We start from the raw sequence: 25,874 nt of genomic DNA on the forward strand, positions 1-25,874 counted from the left end.
AACAGAAAAAGGAGTTGAGTGTGATTTGAAAAAAGAAATCATTGACCGATTCACAACATATGTAAAAGTAGATACACAATCAAATGACGCTAGTGCTTCGTGTCCGTCTACACAGGGGCAGCTGACGTTAGCCAATACCCTTGTGGATGAATTAAAAATAATCGGCATGAAAGAAGTCACGATTGATGAAAACGGCTATGTGATGGCTACCCTACCTGCTAATACTCAAAAAGAAGTACCGACTATCGGATTTTTGGCCCATGTTGATACAGCTACTGATTTTACTGGCAAAAATGTTAAGCCGCAAATCGTGGAAAATTATAACGGCGGGCCTATTCAGTTGAATGAAAATGTTGTACTTTCACCAAAAGATTTTCCATCATTAAACAATTATAAAGGCCATACGTTAATTACAACGGATGGAACAACCTTATTAGGTGCTGACGATAAAGCAGGCATTGCTGAAATTATGACAGCGATGGCTTACCTTATCCAGCATCCTGAAATAAAGCATGGAAAGGTTAGAGTTGCCTTTACCCCTGATGAAGAAATTGGTCGTGGTCCACATAAATTTGATGTTGCTTCCTTTAATGCAAAATATGCCTATACGGTTGATGGTGGCCCATTGGGAGAACTTGAATATGAAAGCTTTAATGCGGCAGCTGCCAAAATAACGATTAAAGGGAAAAATATCCACCCTGGAACTGCAAAAGGGAAAATGGTCAATTCGATGAAAATTGCGATGGAGTTTAACCGTAGGCTTCCTGCCGAGGAAGCGCCGGAGTTTACGGATGGTTATGAGGGCTTTTACCATCTTCTTTCTATTGAAGGGGATGTAGAACAAACGAAGCTCCACTATATTATTCGGGATTTTGATAAAGAAAAATTTCAAACGAGAAAAGCAAAAGTAGAAAAAATCGTGCAAGACTTAAAAACGGTGCATGGTGAAGCGAATGTCACCTTAGAAATGAAGGACCAATATTATAATATGAAAGAAAAAATTGAGCCTGTAAAGGAAATTGTCAATATTGCTTATAAGGCAATGGAAAAATTGGACATTGAACCAATCATTCAACCGATTCGCGGCGGTACAGACGGCTCACAATTATCGTATATGGGCCTGCCAACGCCAAATATTTTTACAGGTGGAGAAAACTATCACAGCAAGTACGAATATATTTCTGTCGATAATATGGAAAAAGCAACGAAGGTGATTATTGAAATTATTAAGCTTTTTGAGGAAAAAGCGTGAAGTCCTGATGCGAGGACTCACGCTTCTTTTTTGTAACCATTATTCTTTACGAGTAGAATAATGCCATACCCCATCTATTTTTTCTTTCCATATTCTATTATTTGCTTCCAAATAATCAATATGACCAATAATCTCCGACATCACTAATGAAAACTGCATTTCATACGTTTTTTTATAAAATTGCTTTGCGATTTCGTTAGCAGTCAAGGAGCCAGCTTGAATAAGTGAAAGAATTCTCATTGCTTTGTTTTCGATATTAGCAAGCCTTGTTTCTATTAATTGTTTAGGTTGATCAATAATTGTTCCATGACCTGAAAAAATGTAATCAACCGAAAGTGTTAAGCACTTTCTAAGTGATGAAATTTGTTCAAGCAAGGAAAAGATTCGTTCTCCATTTTCATCAGGCTCAACGAATGCATTGCTTGAAATATGATTAATAAGAAGGTCGCCAGCAAACAACGTCCTGCTTTTCTCATTAAAAAACGCAACTTGGTCTGGAGAATGCCCAGGCATTTCGATGACATCAAATGGATGAATCTTTTTTTCTAACAGTGTAATATCCGCGTTTATCTCAAGGTGTTTGTTTTTTATGAGCGCATTTTCAAGCTTGTGAACTTGCTCTAGCCCGGCTTTTCCACACCCCATTTCTTCATAAAGCCTTTTAAAAAAATCGATACGTCCCTTTAAAAATGTAGGATCTCGTTTTAACCGTGGAATTGCTTTAGCATGGGAATAAACAGAAACAGACGACTCTGCTACAATTCGATTAACGAGACCGACATGGTCAACATGATGGTGTGTAATGTATATGCCAGAAAGATCACCTATCGTAAATCCGTTAGATGACATAGTCTCGATAAACAAATTCCAATAGTCCTCATTGTTAATGCCAGCATCAATTAAAGTTAATGAATATTCGTCCTTAACTAAATAGCTATTAAAGCTTTTTAAATTGTGGTGAACAGGTAAGACAATTGGATATATTTTTAAATTGCCTATTTCTAATGGCTCCATTTTTTCACATCCTTAATGGAATGAAATTAGGACATGTGTCCAGATTCTGTGATTTCTCTTTTTCAACCGATACTGTATAATTGCACATATATGGAAACTACTTTTAAATGTATGCCTCATTTTACCAAAAGTGTGGAAACGATGTAAAAAGATATGTTTATCTATAGGAGTGAACGTTATGTTAGAAAAATGGTTAAATGAATCTAATTATACCGTCGTGTTTACTGGTGCCGGAATGTCAACGGAGAGCGGGCTTCCCGATTTTCGCTCCTCAAAAGGATTATGGAAACATAAGGACCCAAGCCTCCTTGCTAGTATTGATGCCTTAAATCATAATGTACAGGAGTTTATTGATTTTTATCGAGGACGAGTGCTTGGCATTAATGAATATAAACCACATCGTGGACACTATATACTAGCGGAATGGGAAAAGCAAGGCATCATTCAATCAATTATTACCCAAAATGTTGATGGTTTTCATCAATTAGCAGGGTCTATTCATGTTGCCGAGCTTCACGGAACATTACGAAAACTGCATTGTCAAGCTTGTGGAAAAGAATACAGCAGTGATGAATATATAAACAAGAAATACTATTGCACTTGTGCGGGGATTTTGCGTCCATCTGTAGTATTATTTGGGGAGTCTTTACCAGAGGAGGCATTTCAATTTGCTTTAGAGGAATCACAAAAAGCGGATTTATTTATTGTCTTAGGCTCATCCTTAACGGTTTCGCCGGCCAATCAATTCCCGCTTATTGCTAAAGAAAGTGGTGCAAAACTAGTGATTGTAAATAAAGATGTGACGCCATTTGATTTTGATGCGGATCTGGTTGTTCATGACAAAATGATTGGGGAGTTGTTAACGGAAATTGAGGAAGGTATGAATAAACATTCATGATTAATAGATTAAGGTAAATTTAGCCTCTGTATGAAGGGGGACTAATTACTCCCCCCTTCATCTTCCATTATCTACCACTTAACATTTCTGTAGCTTTTACTAATACTTTCAGCTTTTCAAACGCTATTTCTTCCGTATTCATTGGCCGTTGTGCAAACGTTCCAAAACCACAATCTGGATTTAAGAAAATTTTTTCTGCTGGAATATAGTTGGCTGCTTCGTTCACTCTTGCGACAATATCCTCTGGCGTTTCTAGCTGTTGAATTCGTGGGTTGACTACATCTAGACCAAGTTCAATATTCATTTGTTTGAAATAGGGCATAACGGGATCATAAGGTCCACGCAATAATGTTGACTCATCCGTACTCCAATTGCTACGGCAAACATGGACATCAATTTTCGTGCCACATCCTCTCATGCCCTCAGTTACTTGATTAATCAATGAAGTTGCAAATTTCAATTCTTCTTCAGCATCAGCCTTCGCTGTTAGAACTCCACGCATAAATGTACGGTTGGCATTTTTTTGCGTTTAATTTTGTCAACTGCTGCTGGGTTCGTTAAGGAAAAAGCAGGAACATCGAGTGTCCCCAATATTTCCATTCACTTTATTCAACGTACAAACAAAACGATGTTTGGCGTTTTACTTAACTCTCGTACCTTCCGTGTATAATCCATAACCAGCAGTAATTTTCACTTCATTTTCGTTTACTTTTTGAACATGCCAATCATAGCCGTGCTCACCCTTTTGTAATAAGATTCGCTCGTTATCGGCTGCTTTCCATACCCCTTTAATCATTCCTCCGATGGCATCCCATGTATATGTACCATCAGCTTTAATCGTTAACAATTTTCCGCCGGCACCTTTCACATATTCTTGAGTAACTGTAGTGGATCCGTCACTATTCAACGAAGAATCCACATTTGCAAATCCACCTGGTACCCAGAGTTTCCAAGCACCTACATAAAAATCACTGTTGGTGGCTTGTTCTTTCGGATTTTGTTGCATTTGTTGTTTTGACTTATCAACGTAAAAATAATATTTATTATCTATCGTAACTTTTGTTGTTGCGGCATCCCAATTTACATCAGACCCAGTAGCTGTGGAGATAAAGCGCAGCGGAACAAACACGCTTCCGTTGATCAGTTTGGCTGGTGAGGTTAAAGAAACTTCTGTGCCATTTACAGTTGCAACATTGGAATTCGCCTTTAGATTGATAGTTTTATCACCTTTTTTAATGATTGCAAGTTGCTCTTTGGCGCGCCATTCAATTGAGAATCCTAATTGTTCTAAAGTTCCACGAAGCGGGACAAGGACACTTCCTTTTTCAAGAACCGGCATAATTGTGAAAGTTAACTGAACTTGTGTTTGAAGTGGTTCGGACCATATTTCGGTTTTCGATGGCTCAATCCACTTTTCCGTTTCAATAGGCTTTGACCCATTCTCTGTTTCCGTTGGTTCAGACCATATCTCTGTTTTTACTGGTTCTGTCCATATTTCCGTTTTTACTGGCTCTGACCATATTTCGGTATACGGTGCTGTTTTTTCGGATGTACCACCTGAATTAGCTGGCTGCCCCAGCTGCCAATCCCCATCTGACCAAATTTCTGCTGCTGAAACATTTGGTGCTAGACCTACTAAAAGTGATGCGGATAGACCAAGAATACCTATCTTCTTTCTCAAAATGATCACTCTCCACTATTTTCAATTTTTTATAAAAGTATCCACTAGAATTATACATCATGGAAGGGTATTCATTACAGAAATATTTGAATATTTGCTTCATCCTGCTAAACTGCGTCTTTAAACACTGTACTTTTTACGTATATGTTTACATCCCTTACCTGACTTTTAACCTACAATGGGCTATAGTCTTCACCTATTTGATTACGCCCACATACAGTAAAGTGTATCAAAACGAGGAGGGATTATAATATGGAAAGAGAGTATGTTGAGGATTACAATAATTTGGAAAGATTTAGTACCCAATTTGGCCCTAGTGGAGACTATCCTGGATACGGCTTTCATGGAGGTTATGGCGGATATTATCCTACTTATGGCTTCCATCATGGTCATGGTGGATACTATCCTGGATACGGCTTTCATGGAGGTTATGGTGGATATTATCCTACCTATGGCTTCCATCATGGCCATGGTGGTTTTTATCCTAGATAATTTGAAAATTACATTGAAAGATATTCTACTATTTAACTCAAATTGTATAGATAAAACCCCTATCAATTCGCGACAGGGGTTATTCCCTTCTACATGCGATTACAGATTGGACTGCTGCTTCAATTTCCTCGTAACACGTGCATCTACATATATTGGAAGCAAGCCATTCTTTCATAATCTCAAACGTCGGCTCAGGGTAGTTAAGTAAGAGGGCATGACAATTCATGATAAATCCTGACGTGCAATAGCCGCATTGAAAAGCAAAATGTTCAATAAATGCTTTTTGAATAGGTGTGTCCTTTAAACCTTCGATGGTCGTAATTTTTGCATCAGCAGCCTCAATAGCAAGCATAATACATGATTTATATACTGTTCCATCAACGATAACTGAACAAGCGCCACAATCTCCATTTAGGCATCCAGGTTTGGCTCCTGTTAAGGAAAGCTCTTGGCGGAGAACTTGAAGAAGCGTAGCAGTAGGCCGTATTTCAACCTGGCGAATTTCCTCATTAATATTTAATGACATTCTTATTTTATTGGTTGATGGCTGCTTCACTATTTTCCCTCCAATTCCAAAAAAATCTCCTCCAATGTATTCCTTAGGACAAATAAACGGTACTCTTTTGAACCTTCGACATCATCCAGGACAGGCCCTGGAATGTAATCTAATGATTGATCAATTCTTTCTTGTAATGACAAACTAGATGAATTGAATATATTTTCCATGTTCTTTGAGCGAAAAGGAAATGGGCATAAGCCGCTAAAAGCAAAGCGATACTCACCATCATCCATTTTAATAGAAGCAATCGTAAGTAACGGATACCCTGTCTCCCATTGCTGTCGTTTTTTAATGCTCATAAATGGCCGATTTATATAGCTCTGTTCGGTCAGAAGTTGGAGAAGGATTTGTCCTTCTTCAAGCTGAAATGATTGTCGGAAAACTTCCCCAATTGGAATCATTTGTATCCCATTTGTTCCTGCAATGATAGTAATACTATCGCAAAGAAGAAATGGTAAAACTGCCTCGCGATAAAAAATTTGTCCACATAAATTTCCACCAAGTGTTATTTTATTTCTGGCTGTATGGTCTGAAATTCCAATTGATGTTTGAGTTAAAAGCGGAAATAAGTTTTTTTCTTCAATATAAGTAAGCGGAAGGGCTGTACCGATTCGTAACATGCCCTGTTGAAAGTCAAAAGCATAACATTCTTTTATTCCTTTAATATCAATGAGTGCGTTTGTTTCAATCAAATCTAAGCGGTCAAGCGTTAAAATTTCTGTTCCCCCCGCATAATAAATAGGGAATTTATTTTCAGCCTTCAAGGAAAAAAACAGGTTCAATGCATCTTGAATGGTAGCTGGTTTATGGTACTCAATATTAGCTGACGGCATTCCACCACCCGCTTTCTTTAAATTTCTTTCAACAACCGCTTTCTTTAATCTTCCATAATAACTCAGGAATAATCGGCAAATAGTTGATGTTGGCCCCTAATGCCGTAGAGAGGCTATTTGCGAGTGCTGCCGGCATACCAATCAGTCCATGTTCGGCAATCCCTCTTGCTCCATATGGGCCGCCAATTTGGGGTATTTCTACAAAAGCGACTTCATACACAGGATGCTCACCAAAGCGAAGTGGACGATAGGTCCGTAATTGCGGGTTTAAAACTCTTCCCAAAGCATCAAAATAAAAAGTTTCCCTGCCCGCAAAAGATAGCCCCATGCTCATCGCTCCTTTGACCTGCCCGATTGCAGTCTTTTCATTCAACACCTTACCGATATCGAAGACGGAATATGCTTTAATAATTTTATAAGTATAGTTTCTCGTATCTAGTTCAATCTCCAGCCCTTGGGCACCTACCGTCCACTCTGGTCCGGGCTTACCCGCACCTGTTTCTTTATCCAAATAAGTAATCCCTCTTAAAATATAGTTGCCCCTGCCGATTATTTGACCGCCAATCGAATTTCCATTTGGATACGTATAACCGTAAGCAATATCTTTTATCGGAATAAAGGTATTTGGGTCATCTCTAAGAAAAACTTTGCCGTAACCAACTTCTATATCCTCTTCCGGCGTACGTAAAACGCAGGAAGCTATTTCTTTTAACTGGCGAATAACATCATCTGCCGCTGCCAATACCGCTCTTCCCGCCATGTGAATGGCTCTGCTAGCTACTGTTTTCCAATGTTCAGGTGTATTGAACGTATCAACTTCCATTTGCACATGGATGTCGTTGATATCCATTTTTAATTTTTCAGCCAAAATTTGCGCCAGCACCGTTTTCGTTGCTGTGCCGATTTCGACAACACCAGAAATGAGATTGATGCTGCCATCAGGATTATAAATTAAAATAACGCCAGAGCTGGCATCGGGATCAATCGTGGATGTCTTCCAGACACAGGAAACTCCCTTTGCTCTAACGCGGTTATTTCCTAAATCAATCACTTGATCTCCGTCCCAATTCATTAACTCCTTAAGCTTACTTATACATCGTGGTAAATTTCCAACTGTATTAGAATTTAAAACAACTTGGGTAGGTGTCATATGACCTGGTAAAATCGCATTGATTCTTCTTAATTCAAGTGGGTCCATGTTTAGTTTATTCGCTAACATATCCATTGCCCTTTCAAAGGCAAAATGAACTTCAGCATGACTAAAACCGCGAAAAGGCGCTGCGTATGGACGGTTCGTATACATGCATAATGAATCACAATAAATATTCTCAATATTATAAGGCCCTGTGCAATCTACAGCCCCAGCCCGGCTTAAATCAATCGATTTATCGGAATACGCCCCACCATCCCATAGAAAAAGGATTTCGGCAACTTTAATCCTTCCATCTCTTGTACTCCCGAGCTTCACAGTGGCCTCAAGTCCTATATGACCGGGGGATGTCAGCATATCCTCTTCACGTGTGTTTAAAATTTTCACTAATCTTCCGTTTACTGCCTTTGATGCAACAAATGCTAATAATTCCAACTGTGTAGATCCCTTGCCCCCATAAGCACCGCCAACTAAAGGCGTTTTAACCCTGATGCGTCCCGATTTAATACCAAAATACCAAGCGATTAATTTCTTTATCATAAAAGGGGCTTGTGATGACGTTGTAATTTCAACCATTCCATCTGGGTAGATTTGAGCGAAGGAACATCTCGTTTCCATTGCTGCATGATCGGAAGGGTTGAAAGCATATTTTTCCTTGATGATGACTTCGCTTTCATCCCAACCTTTTTCCCTATTCCCTTTTCTAATTTTTGTCCAAGAAGCAATATTTGTGCCAGGAACAGGGTAAACACCATAAATTTTTTCATATTCTCCAAGCTGCGGGTGAAGAAGTGGTGCGTCCCGCTTTAACGCTTCTGATGGTGAATTGACAACAGGCAGCAATTCATATTGAACTTTAATTGCCCTGACTCCTTGCCTAGCAATATTTGGCGTGTCAGCGACAACAATGGCTACTACCTCACCGTGGAAGCGAACGCAATCGACTGCAATAATCGGACGGTCTCGCATCTCCTCTCCTGTGAGCGGGAGATTTTCCCCTCTTATAACAGCCCTAACACCTGGGATATTTTCAGCTTCTGTCACATCGACATTTTTAATCAGTGCATGGGCGTAAGGACTAATTAATAGACGTGCATGGAGCATGTTTTTTGTATCAAAATCGGCGGTATATTTTGCTTGGCCGGTCACTTTTTCAAAGGATTCTTTACGAGGTACTCCTTTCCCGATGACATCCATGTTGCCTCAGCCCCCTCTTTCTTACTAACGCTCACAACATTGCGAAAAAATTTTTTCCTCAGCTCTAAAAGCAATCATTTCCAAAATCCGCTCGTAATCTCCCATTGTATCAACATCTAAAAAAAGTATTTCATCATCATAATGAATAGTTCTTCCTTCAATCTGGGGGCTTTCGATTAACAGTTTCTTAGCCCCCTCATCTCCTTTCAATTGATGCAAAAGTGGGAAAAGTCTCCTCCCAAGCAAAATTGGCGGTCTAATAATATCATTGAAACAAGAGGCAACATAATTTACTTTTTCCTTAAGAAAAGTATCAATAAGTTGGTTAATCATTTCTTTACGAATAAAGGGCTGGTCTGCTAAGAGGATGATTACTCCGTCGGGGTCCAAAGTGGAAGCCCAATTGATACCAACTTTAAGTGAATAGGAGAGTTCTTTCTTAGAATCTGGGCATGAAACGACGATGAGTTTATTAGAAAAATCTAAGGGCCATTTCGCCGATGAATTCAAAATCCCCTTTTGCATCGATGGTTCATCATCATTTACAACTACAATAATACGATCAAGGTTTGACTGTAATGCAGCCTGCAGTGCATGCATTCCCAACGGATTTCCTCTTAATGGTAGGAGCAATTTATTTCGACCCATTCTTGAACTTCTACCTGCAGCTAAATAGATTGCAACAATCTTATTTTTATTAGCCATCATTACACCTTCCATTAGATTGTCTATATTGTTGCAGTATTTCAGCCATAATACTGACAGCAATTTCTTCGGGACCTTGGGCACCAACGGAAAGACCGATTGGAGAATAGATATTTTTTTGTTCTCGCTCCATACCTAAAAGACGACTTGTTCTTTCTCTTGAACCTAATATACCAATATAACGAACATCATAATCACGTAAATTCGTTAAAAACTCTTGGTCTTTTGAAAAACTATGACTCATAATCGCAACGAAATCTTTTTCTGAAATATCAATTGAACATACAATTTCTTGAGGAGATCCGATGATATATTGATTGGCGGTAGGGAAATGTAGTTCATTGCAAAGACTAGGTCTCCAATCGCAAAGCTTTACAATAAAACCAATCCGAGAGGCTAATGAAACGAGTGGTTTTGCGTCTTCGCCTGCACCGAAAATGATTAGCGCCGGTGCTGGGGTATATAAAAAGGAATAAGTATAGCCTTCATACATATGTTGAAAATTGTATATTTGAGAGTCTCCGTTTTCGTGTTCATATTCTTGTACAATTTCAAAGGAATAATTTTTTAATGTGTAGTCTACTGCAAATATTTTTTTATGAAGAACAGCATGCCCGTTTTCTAATGAATTTTTTACTGATAGCAAATCGTTTTTTAAGTTTTTTGTTACTGGTTCTACCAAGACTCTTAGAACTCCATTACAACCCATTCCTTGACCCCAGCCAAGGTCATCAATGCTACGCAAATCATAAACAATTGTTTGCGGACGCTGACTGATGAAAATATCCTTACATCGCAAAATCAAATCTTCCTCCAAACAGCCTGGAGAAATCATACCAACAGTATGACCGTTCTCTTCAATTAACATGGTGGCCCCTTCTTTCAAATAAGCCGACCCTTCAATCTGAATAATTGTTGCAAGAACACTCCTGTTTGCAGCTTTTTGAACAGCCTCCAAAATTTTCAACATGCTTTGCATCGTTCCATCATCTCCAACAGAAAACTTGTACCATCTTTCCAGTTTATATGAAACTATACAATTAAAATTTATGTAGCAAAAAGAAAAAAATGCCCAATTTCATTTTTTGAGCATTTTATGCCGCTTTTTATTGAACGGTTATTTTAAAAATAGGTGTTGCAATAGAAAAAAACCTGCAAATAACAAGGCTTTTTCAGTGTAATTAGTAAGAATCATATGAGTTAACTCATTTTTATCCTGCAGCTTTTTCAGAAAACTGGCTATTGTATAGTTCAGCATAGAATCCATTGGCTGCTAAAAGTTCAAATACCCGTTCAGCCGCAGCAATCGCTGACTGAATAATATTCACGATATTGGCTGTTTGGGTAATTGGTTGTGTGAACTGCTTCGAATAAGTGATAAAAGCTTGAATATCACTGATTCGAAAAGACCAACTCACTGAGCGAATTGGTCTTTTGATTATGTCCCACAAAAGGTTCGATATGGATGGTTTGAGGGAGCAGGCAATTTAGAATATTCCTTATGCTCGGGAGAGTGCTCGTAAGGGCTCGAAAGAACATGAAGAAGTCGCTCCATAACACTGTAGTCTTCGTGATTTACCGCCGCCTCTAGTGCTTCTTCTACACGATGATTGCGCGGAATGATCGCCGGATTACTCTTCTTCATCAACTGCTGGGAGGATTCTTTCGATTGTTCCTGTCTTTCCAATCTTGTCTGCCACTCATTAAACCATTGAGCAAACTCTTTGTTGTAAAAAAGATCCATGCCCTCTAGTTTATCAAAAGTTAAGGCTAGGAACGTGTTCGTATAATCTGCATAATGCTGTTTCATAATTGTCAGAAGTTCTTGAATAAGTGATTCGTCCTGTTCTTCTTCATTATATAGGCCAAGCTTAGCTCTCATACCTTTTAGCCAATTATAATGATACAATTTAGGAAATGTTGAGATTGCATCCTCAGCCAATTTTACAGCCTGCTCCTCTTTCTCATCTAATAATGGCAATAGAGTTTCTGCAAAGCGCGCAAGATTCCAAGCGCCAATCAGCGGCTGATTGCCATACGCATATCGTCCCTCTCGATCAATGGAACTAAATACTGTAGCCGGGTCGTAAGTATCCATGAAAGCGCAAGGTCCATAATCAATCGTTTCACCACTAATTGCCATGTTATCGGTGTTCATCACTCCGTGAATAAAACCGACTAATTGCCACTTGCTAATTAACATTGCCTGACGCTTTATTACTTCTTGAAGAAGAGAAAGATAGCAGTTTGAGGCATTTTTAGCGCTTGGATAATGTCGTTCGATTGTATAGTCCGCAAGAAGCTGTAGTTCCTCAAATGTTCCCCAATTTGCTACATATTCAAAGGTGCCAACGCGGATATGGCTTGCAGCCACGCGGGTTAGAATGGCACCTGGCAACTCTGTTTCGCGGATGACTGACTCACCAGTTGTCACGACCGCTAGGCTTCGAGTTGTAGATATCCCAAGTGCATGCATTGCTTCGCTGATAATATATTCGCGGAGCATCGGTCCAAGTGCTGCCCGCCCATCGCCACCACGGGAATATGGCGTTCTCCCAGAACCTTTAAGGTGAATATCAAAACGATCACCACTAGGAGTAATGTGTTCACCAAGAAGAATTGCCCTTCCATCCCCTAACATCGTAAAATGCCCGAATTGATGCCCTGCGTAAGCTTGTGCTAGAGGAGAAGCAGGCTCCGGAATTTTATTACCAGCAAATACTTCCATCCCACCTTGGCTTTGCAGCACCTCCCTGTTTAAACCTAGAGAATTTGCCAATGAGGAATTAAAAATAATCAACTTCGGTGAACGAACCGGAGTTGGCTTTAAGCTAGAAAAAAATATTTTCGGCAGACGAGCATAACTATTGTCAAAATTCCATCCAGTATCGATTGTTGCTTTATTATTCGTCATCGTAGCTCCTTTTCCGCTTTGTTTTTTATCCAACTTTCACATTTATATTATTTTACACTTTAACACGAAGACTATCCCCTTCCAAGCAAAAGAACTGCCCTTGCCTCCTTAGTATTTCCACCTATAATGGCCAGCTATCGGTGTTTTAAATGATGATAGTTTTACTTCTGCGGCAAACGGATAAATGTTATGAATAAAGTAAGGTGTGCCGTCTTTTGCACGTTTATCGGAGACAATCCCGGTATGATGAAAGCCATCTTCTAAAAAGACAACAATATCCCCTGGTTGCCACTCTCGCAAATTATCAATATTGCCCGGTATTAATTCTGTCGTTAAGATTTCTGCAAACCGATTAAAAAATACATATTGGTTAGGCACGCGCCTAAAATCAATATTAGGGTCAGGCTTCCCCTTTACACGTGGATAAAGCTCTGTGTGTTCAGCAATATCTTTGTCTATAAATTCTTTAAATGGAATAGCTGCCCCCCTTAACCCGCGCCAAATCATATCGGTACAAACCCCCTCATCATCCGGGGGATAGCCGCCAGCATAGTAGGCACTTTTATATGTTGTACGTTGTTTTACCCCTTTTCTAGCTGCATTGACAATATCAATAGGGTCAGCAATTCCATTTTGATTACGGTCAATAGTGGAATACTCATCGGGTATAGTAACAACCTTGATAAATGGTAAATCAATTTCCATACCAAGGTGCTCAAGGATTATTCCATCACGGAAGAAAAATACAAAGGAAGCTATACAAAAAACAACTACCAACATCATTCGAAAAAGCTTTTTCAATCTCAAATCTGATCACCATTGTTTCTTTTCTCTTTGTCCTCTAGTAATCTATCTAACTTTTCCTCGATTCGGTTTAACCGGCTATTTCTTCTTTTGAAAAATAAAATCAGAGCAAATGGAATAGCTAACAAGAGTAAAAATGTTAGTAGCTGATAAATTATATCTCCTGCATTAATATGAACTTGTGCCAGGGCTGCTGCAAAAAATAATACCAAAGCAATCATTCCCTCCAAACATTACCAAAATTCAAAAATATCAAATGTTGTTTTCTGATATACTTTGTTATAAACGTATTTTTTAGGATTCTGGATTCAACCGTACTCTTATTTTAAATCTTGCATCTTGTTTAAAATCTGTTTTAATTATTTTCTCCATTGTACCATGACTGCACTTAAATCAAACACATGGAATTCAATCTATGGAATTAAAGAAATTAATTCGCACAACTCGCTTCAGGCTTTATTGAAAAATATAAACAATGGTAGGTAGCTTGGATGCTGTTGCCTACTCTATAATTACATTCGTAGTATCGAATCATTTCTTTTAATACCGATGGATTCAAGCGATAGCCTTCCTCATTGCTATTATTTGCACCAATTTTTTTTATCGATGTTAGAAACTCCCGAACGGACGCAAATGTTTCAATTTCACGCTTTTCTTCATAATTCAGTTGAATTGGATAAGAATCTAATGAAAGCTTGCAAATTGTAGCTAATTCATCGATTGAATAGAACGATTGTCCCAATTTATGCCCTTTTGATACAGGAAGCCGGTCTTGTGCTTGTTTAAATGATGCATGCAATTCATGAAAAGTTGATTTTCCAAAGGTAGAAAAATAAATCGTGCCACCTGTATGGAGCGTTTCAAAAAGTCTCCTAATTGTATTTTCAAGTTGGTTAAACCATTGGAATGTAGCATTTGAAATAATGAAATGATATGTTTGAGCGAATTCCATTTTTTCAGCATCGCCGCAAATAAACGTAACCCTTTTATCATCGACTTTTTTTCTCGCCATTTCTATCATACCCGGAGCCAAGTCCACAGCTGTTATTTCACAATGAGGAAAATGTTGCAATATGCGCTCAGTTAAATAGCCTGTTCCACAGCCTATTTCCAAAATACGAATGCCCCCTTGTTCACCACATTGCACGTCTTCAAGTAGCGTCAAAAGATGATTAGCCATCTTTTTTTGGACATTGGCAAATTCATCGTATATAGGCGCTTGCTTAGTGAAACGCTTTTGTAGCAGCTCTTTATTTATCATACTTCCCTCCCCTTTACTAACGAATTTTCCGTAACAAATGTTTGAATCCAGCTTAAACATTCCTCTGTTTGGGTGAAAAAAGGAAGATGACCTGTAAAAGGCAATGTTTCTAAAACTGCGTTCCCATCCATCTGTTGGAATATATAATCTGCAGCCGTTCTAGGGCAAACTTTATCCTCTTCACCGTGAATGAGCAATATCGGACTTGAAATGTTATGTAAATCATTCCGTAAATCCATTTGTATAAGATAATCTAGACCAATAAGCAACGATTCAGGGTTTTCTTCCGGGCTTTGGTTTATTCCTAGTGATAGAAATCGGTCCAATGCCCCATTTTCTATTTCACTTTTCGAAAACATTGAGGTATAAAAAGAAACTAGTGTTTTTCTTATTTCCTGCCTCATGTTTGATTTCATTCGCTCAACGATCCTTGAAGTCCAACCATAGGTATATCCACTAGACGGATCAACAGTAAAACGGCTCGTACCGCCCAGCATGACGACTCCTTTTGCTCGCTCTCGATAGCTATGGGCAATTTCTAAAGCAACAATTGAACCAAGTGAACATCCTAATAGAAAAAAAGATACCAATTTTTCTAGTTCAATTAGGTCGGCAACTCTCTTTTTAAAATCTGTAATTGTATGTATATCATGCCAATCTACAAAATAAAGACTGTAGTGTTTTTCCAATTCCTCTTGTAAAGGTGACCAAACTTGGTTGTTAAGTCCCCAACCAGGTAGTAGAATAATAGACCCTCTCTTCATTCAATAACCCCCAACTTGCGCCCAACATGTGCAATTTTCTCAATAGCCTGTTCTAAATCATTTCGTTCATGAGTCGCCATCACTGTAAAACGAATTCTAGCCTGCCCCTCTGGTACTGTTGGTGGTCGGACAGCAATGGCAGCGATTCCTTCTTCCTGAAGCTTTCGACTGAAAAGCATTGTTTCTTCATTGGGCCCGATAACAATCGGAATAATTTGTGTTTCACTTTGACCAATTTGAAACCCAAGTTTTTTTAATGAATAAGCAAAATAATGACTATGTTCCATTAATTGTTTTCGTCGGAACTGTTCTGTCCTAACGATATCAATAGCAGCCTTAATGGAGCCAAGAACAGACGGGGGAAGAGCTGTTGTAAATATAAAGCTGCGCATTTTATTCATTAAATAGTCAATCAGCCACTTACGGCCGACAACATAAGCGCCATAACAGCCTAAACCTTTACTGAAAGTTCCCATTTGTATGTCAACCTTTTCCTGAAGATTATGGGCATGGACTAATCCCTCACCTTGTTCTCCAAAAATTCCGCTGCTATGGGCCTCATCCACCATTAAAATAGCGTTATACCGTTCCTTCAAGAAAACTAATCCTTCCAACGGAGCAATATCTCCATCCATACTAAAAACTGTATCTGTAATAATTAATTTTCGTTTATCCGTAGGACACTTTTTTAATAATGCTTCCAAATGGTTCAAATCACAATGTCGATAGCGTTGAAATTTAGCACGGCTTAGGACAATCCCGTCAACAATGCTCGCATGATTATATTTGTCGCTAAAAATAACACCATTTCGATCCATTATTGCTGATATGATTCCAATATTAGCTGTATAGCCACTATTTAGGATCATTCCGCCTTCCATCCCTTTCCAATCGATTAGCGATGTCTCAGCTTCTTCATACAAAGGATGATTTCCAACAATTAAACGTGAAGCCGTTGAGCCAGCTCCATACATTTGTAATGACTTTGTACCTGCTAGTGCTAACCGCATATCTCCTGCCAAACCAAGGTAATTATTGGATGCTAAATTTAACATGCGCTGACCGTTAAGAGTAAGCCATGGAAACGGTGCATTTTCGGTCTTATGTAAAACCCTTTGCTGAGAAAGGTGCTTTAATTGTTCTAATTTTTCTTTAATATCATCTTCCCATGTCCTTTGCATTTTCATTACTCTCCGTTTTTTTTACTTTCAATTTGTTAACCGAATAAATAATATAGTTTACATTAAATAAAGTACCATATTTTATATATACTTTCAATAATTGTAAAGCTTCAACAAGAAAAAAGTACCCCTATCATGTAGAGGTACTTTTTTGCTTTATATTATTTAGATGAAGGTGCAATAGATGACTCAGGTGACGTTACTTTATCATAAAAACATGTAAATTTATCCCGATCTTCACAATCACGATAAGCCATAGCAACACGTGGATGTTCATTAAGTAAACCAGAAATCATGTAAGGGATAATATAACCCCATTCCCACTTCTCACGCATTTCGAGCATATGCTTTTCAATTATACCTAAAACTGGCTTAAGCTCATATCTTGTTTTTGGTATATAGCCAACGAGAAGCTCTGTGTGGCAATTGCCGGCAGCGCGGCCCATTCCGTATACAGAAGAATCTAGGAACGTTACGCCATTACGCATTGCCGTTAATGTATTGGCAAATGCTAACTGCATATTATTATGCGTATGAATGCCAAGCTGTTTATTAGGAAGCATTGATTTAAACTTTTTCACCTGATGTTCAATATCCCCTGGCTCAAGACTTCCAAAAGAATCAACGATATAAACAACATCTACAGGGCTCTTTTTCACCATTTCAAATGCTTCAAGAAGCTGATGTTCAGGGGCGCTTGATAGAGCCATAATGTTAAGTGAAGTTTCATAGCCCAAATCATGGAACAGCTGTACTAATTCTAAACCTTTGTCCACTTCGCGGATATAGCACGCTACCCGAATCATATCTAAAACACTTTGCTCCCGTGGTAAAATATCATTTGGATCTACACGTCCAATGTCAACGAGTGCAGATAATTTTGTGAATTTTTTCTCTGGAATAATTTCTTTAAGAAAGTTATCATCAAGAAATCTCCATGGGTTTGGCTCAGTTGCATTCAAAAGTTTAGGGGAGTTTTTGTAGCCGATCTCCATATATTCAACGCCTGCAGTACTTAAGCCATCATACAAGTCTTGAACAAATTCAACAGTGAAATCCCAATTATTTACCAACCCTCCGTCACGAATGGTACAGTCCAAAATTTTAGTTTGATGTTCCATGATAATAACTTCCTCCTCATAATTCTATATATTTACTTTTACGTAACTTTAACGCTTTTACGCTTTCATGTGATAAAATAACGTAAGCTTTTATAGTGTTATATCATGTTCCGTTCGGAATTGTCAATCAATTTCTCCATAAAGACTAGATGTTAAAGCAAGTTTCTTCAATATGTTGTCACAAGCCCTGCTTCTAGTTATTATACCATGTTCTTGAAAGTTGGTTAAAAAATACGGGGAAATTAGACAATATTTGCGTTTATCCTACAATGTTTCGACAATTTTAATGAGAAATGGTAAAAGTAATTGAAAATCTCCCATCCTAATTCAATGTTCACCTCCTTTATACAATAACCACTATTTCAAAAAAAAGATATTAAAATTTCAGGATGAAAATGGGTTTTATTGTTGACAAAAAAGATAAAGTATATAATAATAAATATCGAATTATAATTATTATAAATAACTAATGATAGTTTGTATAAACAAATTATTACATGGTTATTTTAAGTTTTGGACAATAGGCTCAAAACTGACAAATTATAATACTTAAAATTACACTTTAGGAGGAATTTCACTATGTCATTAATTGGAAAAGAAGTAGAATCATTTAAAGCACAAGCATTTCATAACGGAGAGTTCGTTGAGGTTACTGAACAAAATTTAAAAGGAAAATGGAGTGTAGTTTGCTTCTATCCAGCAGATTTTACATTTGTATGCCCTACTGAACTAGAAGATCTTCAAAACAGTTATGCAACACTAAAGGATCTTGGTTGTGAAGTATATTCTGTTTCAACAGATACACATTTCACACATAAAGCATGGCATGATACATCAGATACTATTAAGAAAATTGAATACATTATGGTTGGCGACCCTTCACAAAAGCTTAGCCGCATGTTTGATGTATTAAACGAAGAATCTGGTCTTGCCGATCGTGGTACATTCATTATTGACCCAGATGGCGTTATCCAAGCAGTTGAAATCAATGCTGGTGGAATGGGCCGCGACGCTCAAACTGTTGTTAACAAAATTAAAGCAGCTCAATATATCCGCAACAATCCAGGAGAAGTATGCCCAGCAAAATGGCAAGAAGGAGCTAAGACACTTAAGCCTAGCCTTGACCTTGTAGGAAAAATTTAAGGAGCATTTCAATGATATTAGATGCCGAAATCAAAGCACAATTAGCCCAATATCTGCAAATGATGGAGGGTAATGTACTTCTCAAAGTTAGCGCAGGAAACGATGAAGTTTCTCGTGATATGCTTGAGCTAGTCGATGAATTAGCTTCCATGTCATCTAAGATTAAAGTTGAACGTACTCAACTGCATAGAACACCAAGTTTTAGTGTTAATCGTATAGGCGAAGACACTGGAATCACTTTTGCGGGCATTCCTCTTGGGCACGAATTTACTTCATTAGTGTTGGCTCTTTTGCAAGTAAGCGGAAGAGCACCTAAGGTTGATCAAAAGGTCATTGAGCAAATTAAAAATATCGAAGGTGAATATCGCTTCGAGACTTTTGTTAGCTTGACTTGCCACAATTGTCCTGATGTTGTGCAGGCACTGAATGTCATGAGCGTTCTTAATCCTGATATCACCCATACGATGATTGATGGTGCAGCTTTTAAAGAAGAAGTGGAAAGCAAAAACATCTTAGCTGTGCCTACGGTGTTCTTAAATGGTGAACCATTTGGAAGCGGCCGTATGTCTCTTGAGGAAATAGTAGCTAAAATTGGCTCTGTTCCCGATGCGGCAGAGTTTGCCAATAAAGAGCCATTTGACGTGCTTGTTGTCGGTGGCGGACCAGCGGGTGCAAGTGCAGCCATTTATGCTGCCCGTAAAGGTATTCGCACTGGCATAATCGCAGAACGCTTTGGCGGTCAGATTATGGACACTTTAGGGATTGAAAACTTTATTAGTGTAAGATATACAGAAGGTCCGAAGCTTGCCGCTAGTCTCGAAGAACATGTCAAAGAATACAATAATGTAGATATAATGAATTTACAGCGTGCCAAACGTATAGAAAAGAAAAACCTCATTGAAATTGAACTGGAGAACGGAGCTGTTCTTAAGAGCAAAACTGTAATCCTTTCAACTGGTGCTCGTTGGCGCAATGTTGGCGTTCCAGGCGAAGCTGAATTTAAGACGAAGGGTGTAGCCTACTGTCCACATTGTGATGGTCCGTTGTTCATTGAAAAACCAGTAGCTGTTATTGGCGGTGGTAATTCTGGTATTGAAGCAGCGATAGATCTAGCGGGTATAGTTAAACATGTAACAGTTCTTGAATTCAATCCAGAGCTGAAAGCTGATTCTGTACTTCAAGAACGATTGCACAGTCTCCCTAATGTAACTGTACTAACGAATGTTCAAACAAAAGAAATTACTGGTACTGATAAGGTAAATGGTATTACTTATGTTGAACGTGACACAGGAGCAGAAAAGCATATTGAACTTTCGGGAGTGTTTGTTCAGATTGGTCTTGTCCCAAATACAGATTGGCTAGAAGGAACCGTTGAACGCAATCAATTCGGGGAAATCATTGTTGATAATCGTGGAGCAACAAATATCCCTGGTGTGTTTGCTGCAGGAGATTGTACTACAAATCCATATAAGCAAATCATCATTTCAATGGGTTCAGGCGCAACCGCTGCCCTAGGTGCCTTCGATTATTTAATCCGAAATTAATAAATTTTTTAAGTCACTTTGCTATCTTGCGGTAGTAAAGTGACTTTCTTTTATTACAGCGTTCGAGGAAAATTTAGGGAATTTAGATAAAAATTCATGCTTTACAAAATATCAATTTAATAATAGAATCTCTATATACCTAAAAATCCTAGGTAGGTGATTGTATGTTTAATCGTGAATTGGTAAAAGGCAGTACTTCCCTTTTGTTACTTCAACTGCTCCATGAAAGGGACATGTACGGATATGAGCTTGTAAAAGAATTAGAAAAGCGTAGCGGGAACGAGTTTTCGGTTAAGGAAGGAACATTGTATCCGGCTTTACATAAGCTTGAGAAGCAGGAATATATTGAATTCTATTGGCAGGAACAAGAGAAAGGCCCAGCCCGAAAGTATTATCGGATTACAAACGCTGGAAAAGAAATGTTAGATGAAAAAACCCAAGAATGGAACGACTTTGTTTCAGTTATAAACAAAGTATTAGGGAGAAAAAAACATGGAACGGCTGAAGAATGATTTCTTAACCGAACTTAACCAAAGTCTTGGAAATCATCCAGAGAAAGAAGCGATTGTAAAGGAATGTGAAACACATCTTGATGAACTCCTCGTTGAATTCTACAACATTGAGGATGAGGCTGAGGTACGTGCCCAAGTTTATAAAAGGTTTGGCACTCCTGATGAGATTGCTGCAATATGGAAAGAAGAACTTTCCGTTACCCCAAGCAATATGAAATGGCTATTTATTACGGTAAATATTCTTTTCTTTAGTGGAGGGGCTGTACTTACACTTGCGCATAATCTGTTTGATTGGAATTGGCTAAAAAGTATATGGAATCAATTAACATCCATTCCGATTATTATTGCCTTAATTTATATGGTTTTTTGGGCATTACTTGGGTATGAAATAGGCAGAGGCTTCGGGCATAAAGGCAGGAACGTTTTGAAACATACTTTCATCATAGCGTTACTGCCGAATTTGACATTGATGTTTTTAACAGTTTTCGAAATCATTCCTCGTGAATGGTTTCATCCATTGTTAACAAAAACGTTCATTGGTTTATGCATTTTGCTTACCCTTCTTCTGTACCCGGTTTGCGTACTAAGCTACAGATGGGGAAAAAAAACTTCCGTGTAATCATATGCGGAGGTCTTCCCTTTTTATTTTTTACCTATATACATAGAAATTCTATGTATATAGGATATCTATTTAAGAATCCGGAGGGATTATCATGGAACTAAAACTAGAACAGAAAGATTGGATTTTTTTACTTTTATGTTTTCTTGTAGGACTTGTTGCTGAAGAAGCATTTTTAATGTACCAGATTGGTATTTCCTATTTTGTCTTCATCGTTTTCTTTTATTCATTATTTTTTTGGCGGTTTCGCTCGTTTAATTTTTCCCATCAGCGCTTCGGCTATTTGCTATTGATATCAATATGGATTTTGGCAGCTTGCTATACCTTATATGATACTGCCCTATTTTATATGTTAAATATTGTAGTGATTCCTACGCTTGTTATTTTTCATCTTGTCTTAATTACTTCACCGAAAAAATTCGACTGGAGTAATCTAGTTTTTATTAAATACATCTTACATCGCATCGTTGACGGTATTCGCTATAATGCAATTTTTCTAAAATATGTATCCAAGCTGTCGAAACAAAATAGCAATCAAAAGCATTATGATGTTTGGAAAAAGATTTTGATAGGCATTGGGGTCTCTATTCCACTTTTAGCCATTATTCTTACATTGTTAATTTCTGCTGACACGGAGTTTGCTAGAATTTTAAGCAGTATCCCTAATTTTCTTACCTTTAGAGGTGATCTTGTTTTTCGTTTTATCATTGTACTTATTTATACATTTTTATTTTTTGGATTTATGCAAGTATTGTTACAAAGAAAAATGGATGTGATTTACAAGAATGGGACTATGAAGCCCCTTACATTGGACGGAGTCATCACGTTGACGATTCTGTTACTTTTAGACTTAGTTTATATCTTATTTGTTGTCGTCCAATTTAAATATTTTTTTAGTGGGACGCTTGAAGATGGGTACACCTATGCAGAATACGCACGCCGCGGGTTTTTTGAATTGCTTTTTGTGACAATGATTAATCTAACTGTGACGATTACCGTGATTTATTCAACAAAAATAGTTCAAGGATTGCTAAAGAAAACAATCCGCTTCGCTTTAGCTGTTCTTGTTTTATCGAGCGGCGTTATTCTAATATCAGCGTTCATGAGAATGATGATGTATGAGGATGCCTATGGTTTCACTTTTTTGAGAGTGCTCGTTCATTCTTTTATGATTTTTCTAATGGTAATTCTCGCCTACACACTTGTTAAAATTTGGCTTGAGCAACTTTCCTTGTTCCATTTTTATTTTATCGCAGCGCTCATCTATTATGTCGGTATTAATTTCATCAATCTTGATTCGATTGTTGTTAAGCAAAATATTACCCGTTATGAGGAAACAGGAAAAATCGATATCAACTATTTAAACAGCTTATCTTCGACTGGCATTCTTGGACTAATTGAGCTTTATGAAAAAAATCCTCATGTTCAGGGGTTAGAAGAGTTGCTACAACAGCGAAAACAAGAGAAAAAGTGGCTGAAAAGCGAGGCTTGGCAGTCCTATAATTTAGCAAAAAATCGTGCATATCAAAAGCTTGGTGAGTTGAATTTATGAAATCCATTAGAAAGTCGAAGTGCTTGGCACTTCGACTTTCGATTATAAATTACCACTGGAACAGGTTGTGCCAGTTGATTCGTCCTCTATATTTGCTTCTTATCAGTATCTGTACCATGACCGCCCGTTGTTTTAGCAAGCCACGCTTTTACTTCATTATAAGACATGCCTGAACGCTCATTTAGCCTTTTTACCTCATCAATATTTGTTCCTACAACTGTGTATGAATCATGATTATTTTCCATTAGAGCACCTCGCTTTCTTTTTTCTATTATAGGTCTAGTCGATAAATTTATTCGATACTCCGCCACAAATACAAAGAAGCATGGCTTAAGTAAGGCTCTCAGCTATGCTTGTATTTTTCAAATTCTTCTAATGTTGGTTTTCATTCAATATCGCTATTTCTTAACATTTCATTTCTTTATAATGACTTGAATTACATGGCCTAAACCTATATGTTTTTTTCCTTCATTCCGCTCTGCTTCACCGTAATAAAAATGGATACATTTGTAACCTTTAATCCAATCTAGGATATCCGCTGGATCGTATAACATTTCAATCGATTTGGGACCGCCTGTTTCATACTTGAGTTGGTCTTCGGAGTATACTTCAAAAATGATAGTCCCACCAGGTTTTACTGATCCAATCATGCTCTCTATTAAAAATTGCTGGTCTTTTTTAGGGACGTGGCCAAATACCATGATTGCAACGTCATATTGATTTGTTTTAACTTTTTCTTTCGTTAAATCAATCTCAATTGTTTCGACAGTAACATTTTTTTTACTAGCTAAATTTTTCGTTTTCAGAAGACCGACCATTGATTGATCATAAGCGGTCACGTCATGGCCAAGTTTTGCTAAATAAACCGCATTTCGGCCCTCACCTTCGGCAAAACAGCCAATTTTAGATTTTTTCGGAATGATTCTACTTACATTGTTTATAAATGCATTTTCATTTTCACCGTAAATATAATCTTTATCTGAAAAACTCTTATCCCATTGTTCTTTTGACATAATACTATTTTGCTCCTTGTCTACTTTAGCTTTTTAAGATAATGATGATTTTATTTGTGCGGAATCAATATTTTTTTCTTTAAACCAACGCTTTGATGCTACTTTTCCATAATAAACGATGCTTTGTTGTTGGACGATAAAAGCAATTGTTACAATTAAGGCAGCTTCTGCTCCAAATGAATTAGCAGCCAATCCAACCGCAATCGATAAATTTCGTAACACGGTTCCATTGACTAAGGCAATTCCATCTTCACGATTTAAAAAAGATGTAGCGAATAATGTACTAATTACGTAATTGATTAAATAAAACAAAATTAAAACAAGTAATGCCAGTACAATAAGCTGTAGATTATTAAGAATCATTTCAGCTTTCATACTAACGCTAACAAAGACAACATATAGCATTCCCCATATACTTAAGGGACCAAAATTAGGCTTAATCGTTTTCTGAAATTTTTCCAATGTATACTTTTTAACGAACCATTTAAATGTTAGATGCCCCAAAATCATTGGAACAAAGACAACTAGTAAAATCGTTTGAATCGTGTTCAAAATATCAACTTCCACATACTGTCCAACCATGAGCAATAAATACCAAGGTGTAGCTAAAGATCCTAAAATTAGGCCGAAAACAGTTAGTTTAATTGCTGCTGGAACGTTTCCTTTATGAATCGCTGTCCATGAAATCGTCATTCCACTTGTAGGCAATAAAGCCGATAAAGCCAAACCTGCAAACATAATCGGATGTTCAAGTAATAAAAATTTTCCTAGTATAAAGGCAACCACAGGTATCAGAAGAAAATTAATGAATAGTGAATACCCAAGTATTTTATTTCCTTTCTTTGATGTTAATTCGTTGAATTTAAAACCTACCATTGTCGCATAAATCATTACTATCGTACCAATTAAAATCGTTGGCTTTAAAAAAGTTGTATCTATGAACGACCCAAGCAAAAATCCAAGCAATAAAGTTAATGGAACGCTGAGCATTAAATGTTTCTGTGGAAATACATACAGCTTTCTCACAATAATACTTCCCCCAATATTATAGTTTGCTATTCTTTGTGTACCCCTATGGGTATAGTTTAAATGTAAGTTGTATTAAAGGGAATGTCAAGGAAATTGTTCCAAAATACATAGTGCTGTTCGAAAAATAGAAAAGATGCCTACATCTAAATATGATCCAACTAGATTTAGGCATCTTTATGTTGTTTTAATTCAAAATGTCTGCTCCAGTCTGTTACCTTCCTAATGGCTTTGGGGATGCTAAGCACGGCACGAAAACTTATTTCTATCTATTCGCTTGTTCACGGGATAAAAAGTCCGTTTCAATGAAGGGGAATTCCTTTTTTTGTAAATCCTTTAGTCTCTTATAGGCAATTTGGCACAGATCACATCAACAAGCTTTTTAACAGAACCGTCTAATTTTTTATAATCCCTTTGTGCATCTTCAATGAATACTACCTCGGTTTTATAATCTAAGACAACTGTGTCAATGATATTATTTTCAGAAATAAACTGTGAAGATTCTTTAGCTTTTTTTCGAAGCTTTTCAACTTGTTTGGAGGCCTTTGAGGCTGAAGTGATTTGGTCTACAGTAAAACGAGGTTTTTTCAATAAAATTCCCACCTTTTACATATCTCCTAGCCATTCATACATATTCTT

Annotated in this window: 26 protein-coding genes and 2 pseudogenes; 8 read left to right on the plus strand and 20 right to left on the minus strand. The window is 37.6% G+C overall.

The window, feature by feature from the left end; translation table 11 throughout:
• The first annotated feature begins 25 nt into the window (after positions 1-25).
• Positions 26-1,252, plus strand: a complete 1,227-nt coding sequence (pepT, locus tag GX497_08560) for a peptidase T (protein HHY73264.1) — start codon at positions 26-28, stop codon at positions 1,250-1,252.
• Positions 1,253-1,291: 39 nt separating this feature from the next.
• Here the strand turns inward: pepT and GX497_08565 are convergent, their stop codons facing one another.
• Positions 1,292-2,266, minus strand: coding sequence for an MBL fold metallo-hydrolase (locus GX497_08565; GenBank protein ID HHY73265.1), 975 nt, complete (start codon positions 2,264-2,266; stop codon positions 1,292-1,294).
• 178 nt (positions 2,267-2,444) lie between these two features.
• Between GX497_08565 and GX497_08570 the strand changes: the two genes are divergently transcribed.
• Entirely contained in the window at positions 2,445-3,164 is a 720-nt protein-coding gene (locus GX497_08570) for an NAD-dependent protein deacylase (protein ID HHY73266.1), read from the plus strand.
• A gap of 67 nt (positions 3,165-3,231) precedes the next feature.
• Here the strand turns inward: GX497_08570 and GX497_08575 are convergent.
• A pseudogene (locus tag GX497_08575) lies at positions 3,232-3,693 on the minus strand (vitamin-B12 independent methionine synthase).
• 111 nt (positions 3,694-3,804) lie between these two features.
• Entirely contained in the window at positions 3,805-4,845 is a 1,041-nt protein-coding gene (locus GX497_08580) for a copper amine oxidase N-terminal domain-containing protein (GenBank protein HHY73267.1), read from the minus strand.
• Between the two features lie 252 nt (positions 4,846-5,097).
• On the opposite strand from GX497_08580, the gene GX497_08585 reads away from it, so the two are divergent.
• On the plus strand, positions 5,098-5,337 hold the full coding sequence (locus tag GX497_08585; protein HHY73268.1) for a hypothetical protein: 240 nt from the start codon (positions 5,098-5,100) through the stop codon (positions 5,335-5,337).
• A gap of 79 nt (positions 5,338-5,416) precedes the next feature.
• On the opposite strand, the gene GX497_08590 is transcribed toward GX497_08585, so the two are convergent.
• From GX497_08590 to GX497_08650, 13 genes and pseudogenes are all read right to left on the minus strand, one after another.
• A complete protein-coding gene (locus GX497_08590; GenBank protein ID HHY73269.1) occupies positions 5,417-5,863 on the minus strand; it encodes a (2Fe-2S)-binding protein in 447 nt (148 codons plus the stop codon).
• A 29-nt stretch (positions 5,864-5,892) separates the two neighbouring features.
• Complete coding sequence (locus GX497_08595) at positions 5,893-6,729, minus strand: xanthine dehydrogenase (GenBank protein HHY73270.1); 837 nt, start codon at positions 6,727-6,729, stop codon at positions 5,893-5,895.
• Between the two features lie 28 nt (positions 6,730-6,757).
• Complete coding sequence (locus GX497_08600; protein HHY73271.1) at positions 6,758-9,076, minus strand: xanthine dehydrogenase family protein molybdopterin-binding subunit; 2,319 nt, start codon at positions 9,074-9,076, stop codon at positions 6,758-6,760.
• 24 nt (positions 9,077-9,100) lie between these two features.
• Positions 9,101-9,784 carry a nucleotidyltransferase family protein gene (locus tag GX497_08605; GenBank protein ID HHY73272.1) on the minus strand — a complete coding sequence of 228 codons (684 nt, stop codon included), beginning with the start codon at positions 9,782-9,784 and terminating at the stop codon, positions 9,101-9,103.
• Positions 9,774-10,760, minus strand: coding sequence for an XdhC family protein (locus GX497_08610; GenBank protein ID HHY73273.1), 987 nt, complete (start codon positions 10,758-10,760; stop codon positions 9,774-9,776). Before GX497_08610 ends, GX497_08605 begins: the two co-directional genes overlap by 11 nt.
• A gap of 295 nt (positions 10,761-11,055) precedes the next feature.
• Positions 11,056-11,181 (minus strand): annotated as a pseudogene (locus tag GX497_08615) (ABC transporter ATP-binding protein).
• A gap of 38 nt (positions 11,182-11,219) precedes the next feature.
• Positions 11,220-12,695, minus strand: coding sequence for a YdiU family protein (locus GX497_08620; protein HHY73274.1), 1,476 nt, complete (start codon positions 12,693-12,695; stop codon positions 11,220-11,222).
• A gap of 108 nt (positions 12,696-12,803) precedes the next feature.
• On the minus strand, positions 12,804-13,478 hold the full coding sequence (locus tag GX497_08625) for a DUF1287 domain-containing protein (protein ID HHY73275.1): 675 nt from the start codon (positions 13,476-13,478) through the stop codon (positions 12,804-12,806).
• A gap of 20 nt (positions 13,479-13,498) precedes the next feature.
• A complete protein-coding gene (locus GX497_08630) occupies positions 13,499-13,720 on the minus strand; it encodes a DUF4083 family protein (protein ID HHY73276.1) in 222 nt (73 codons plus the stop codon).
• A 209-nt stretch (positions 13,721-13,929) separates the two neighbouring features.
• Positions 13,930-14,760 (minus strand): malonyl-ACP O-methyltransferase BioC, encoded by an 831-nt coding sequence (gene bioC, locus GX497_08635; GenBank protein ID HHY73277.1) that lies wholly within the window; start codon positions 14,758-14,760, stop codon positions 13,930-13,932.
• Positions 14,757-15,524, minus strand: coding sequence for an alpha/beta fold hydrolase (locus tag GX497_08640; protein ID HHY73278.1), 768 nt, complete (start codon positions 15,522-15,524; stop codon positions 14,757-14,759). The genes bioC and GX497_08640 overlap by 4 nt, the downstream gene beginning before the upstream one ends.
• Positions 15,521-16,711 carry an 8-amino-7-oxononanoate synthase gene (gene bioF, locus GX497_08645; protein ID HHY73279.1) on the minus strand — a complete coding sequence of 397 codons (1,191 nt, stop codon included), beginning with the start codon at positions 16,709-16,711 and terminating at the stop codon, positions 15,521-15,523. Before bioF ends, GX497_08640 begins: the two co-directional genes overlap by 4 nt.
• 155 nt (positions 16,712-16,866) lie before the next feature.
• Positions 16,867-17,826, minus strand: coding sequence for a nucleoid-structuring protein H-NS (locus GX497_08650; GenBank protein ID HHY73280.1), 960 nt, complete (start codon positions 17,824-17,826; stop codon positions 16,867-16,869).
• Between the two features lie 579 nt (positions 17,827-18,405).
• On the opposite strand from GX497_08650, the gene ahpC reads away from it, so the two are divergent.
• From ahpC to GX497_08675, 5 genes are all read left to right on the plus strand, one after another.
• A complete protein-coding gene (ahpC, locus tag GX497_08655) occupies positions 18,406-18,969 on the plus strand; it encodes a peroxiredoxin (protein HHY73281.1) in 564 nt (187 codons plus the stop codon).
• Between the two features lie 11 nt (positions 18,970-18,980).
• Positions 18,981-20,513, plus strand: a complete 1,533-nt coding sequence (gene ahpF, locus GX497_08660) for an alkyl hydroperoxide reductase subunit F (GenBank protein HHY73282.1) — start codon at positions 18,981-18,983, stop codon at positions 20,511-20,513.
• A 164-nt stretch (positions 20,514-20,677) separates the two neighbouring features.
• The gene (locus GX497_08665; protein ID HHY73283.1) at positions 20,678-21,025 is read left to right on the plus strand and encodes a PadR family transcriptional regulator; all 348 of its coding nucleotides are present in this window, start codon (positions 20,678-20,680) and stop codon (positions 21,023-21,025) included.
• Positions 21,006-21,644 carry a hypothetical protein gene (locus tag GX497_08670; protein HHY73284.1) on the plus strand — a complete coding sequence of 213 codons (639 nt, stop codon included), beginning with the start codon at positions 21,006-21,008 and terminating at the stop codon, positions 21,642-21,644. Before GX497_08665 ends, GX497_08670 begins: the two co-directional genes overlap by 20 nt.
• 94 nt (positions 21,645-21,738) lie before the next feature.
• Positions 21,739-23,196 carry a DUF4173 domain-containing protein gene (locus GX497_08675; GenBank protein ID HHY73285.1) on the plus strand — a complete coding sequence of 486 codons (1,458 nt, stop codon included), beginning with the start codon at positions 21,739-21,741 and terminating at the stop codon, positions 23,194-23,196.
• 86 nt (positions 23,197-23,282) lie between these two features.
• On the opposite strand, the gene GX497_08680 is transcribed toward GX497_08675, so the two are convergent.
• The 4 genes from GX497_08680 to GX497_08695 all read right to left on the minus strand — a co-directional run bounded on the left by GX497_08680 (position 23,283) and on the right by GX497_08695 (position 25,826).
• Positions 23,283-23,441: a gamma-type small acid-soluble spore protein gene (locus tag GX497_08680; GenBank protein HHY73286.1), complete on the minus strand. Its 159-nt coding sequence runs from the start codon at positions 23,439-23,441 to the stop codon at positions 23,283-23,285.
• Positions 23,442-23,609: 168 nt separating this feature from the next.
• On the minus strand, positions 23,610-24,209 hold the full coding sequence (locus tag GX497_08685; GenBank protein ID HHY73287.1) for a class I SAM-dependent methyltransferase: 600 nt from the start codon (positions 24,207-24,209) through the stop codon (positions 23,610-23,612).
• A gap of 33 nt (positions 24,210-24,242) precedes the next feature.
• Positions 24,243-25,235: an arsenic resistance protein gene (locus tag GX497_08690; protein HHY73288.1), complete on the minus strand. Its 993-nt coding sequence runs from the start codon at positions 25,233-25,235 to the stop codon at positions 24,243-24,245.
• A gap of 336 nt (positions 25,236-25,571) precedes the next feature.
• Positions 25,572-25,826, minus strand: a complete 255-nt coding sequence (locus tag GX497_08695; GenBank protein HHY73289.1) for a hypothetical protein — start codon at positions 25,824-25,826, stop codon at positions 25,572-25,574.
• Positions 25,827-25,874: the final 48 nt, after the last annotated feature.

This window comes from Bacillus sp. (in: firmicutes) (assembly GCA_012842745.1).
GTDB lineage: Bacteria > Bacillota > Bacilli > Bacillales > Bacillaceae_J > Schinkia.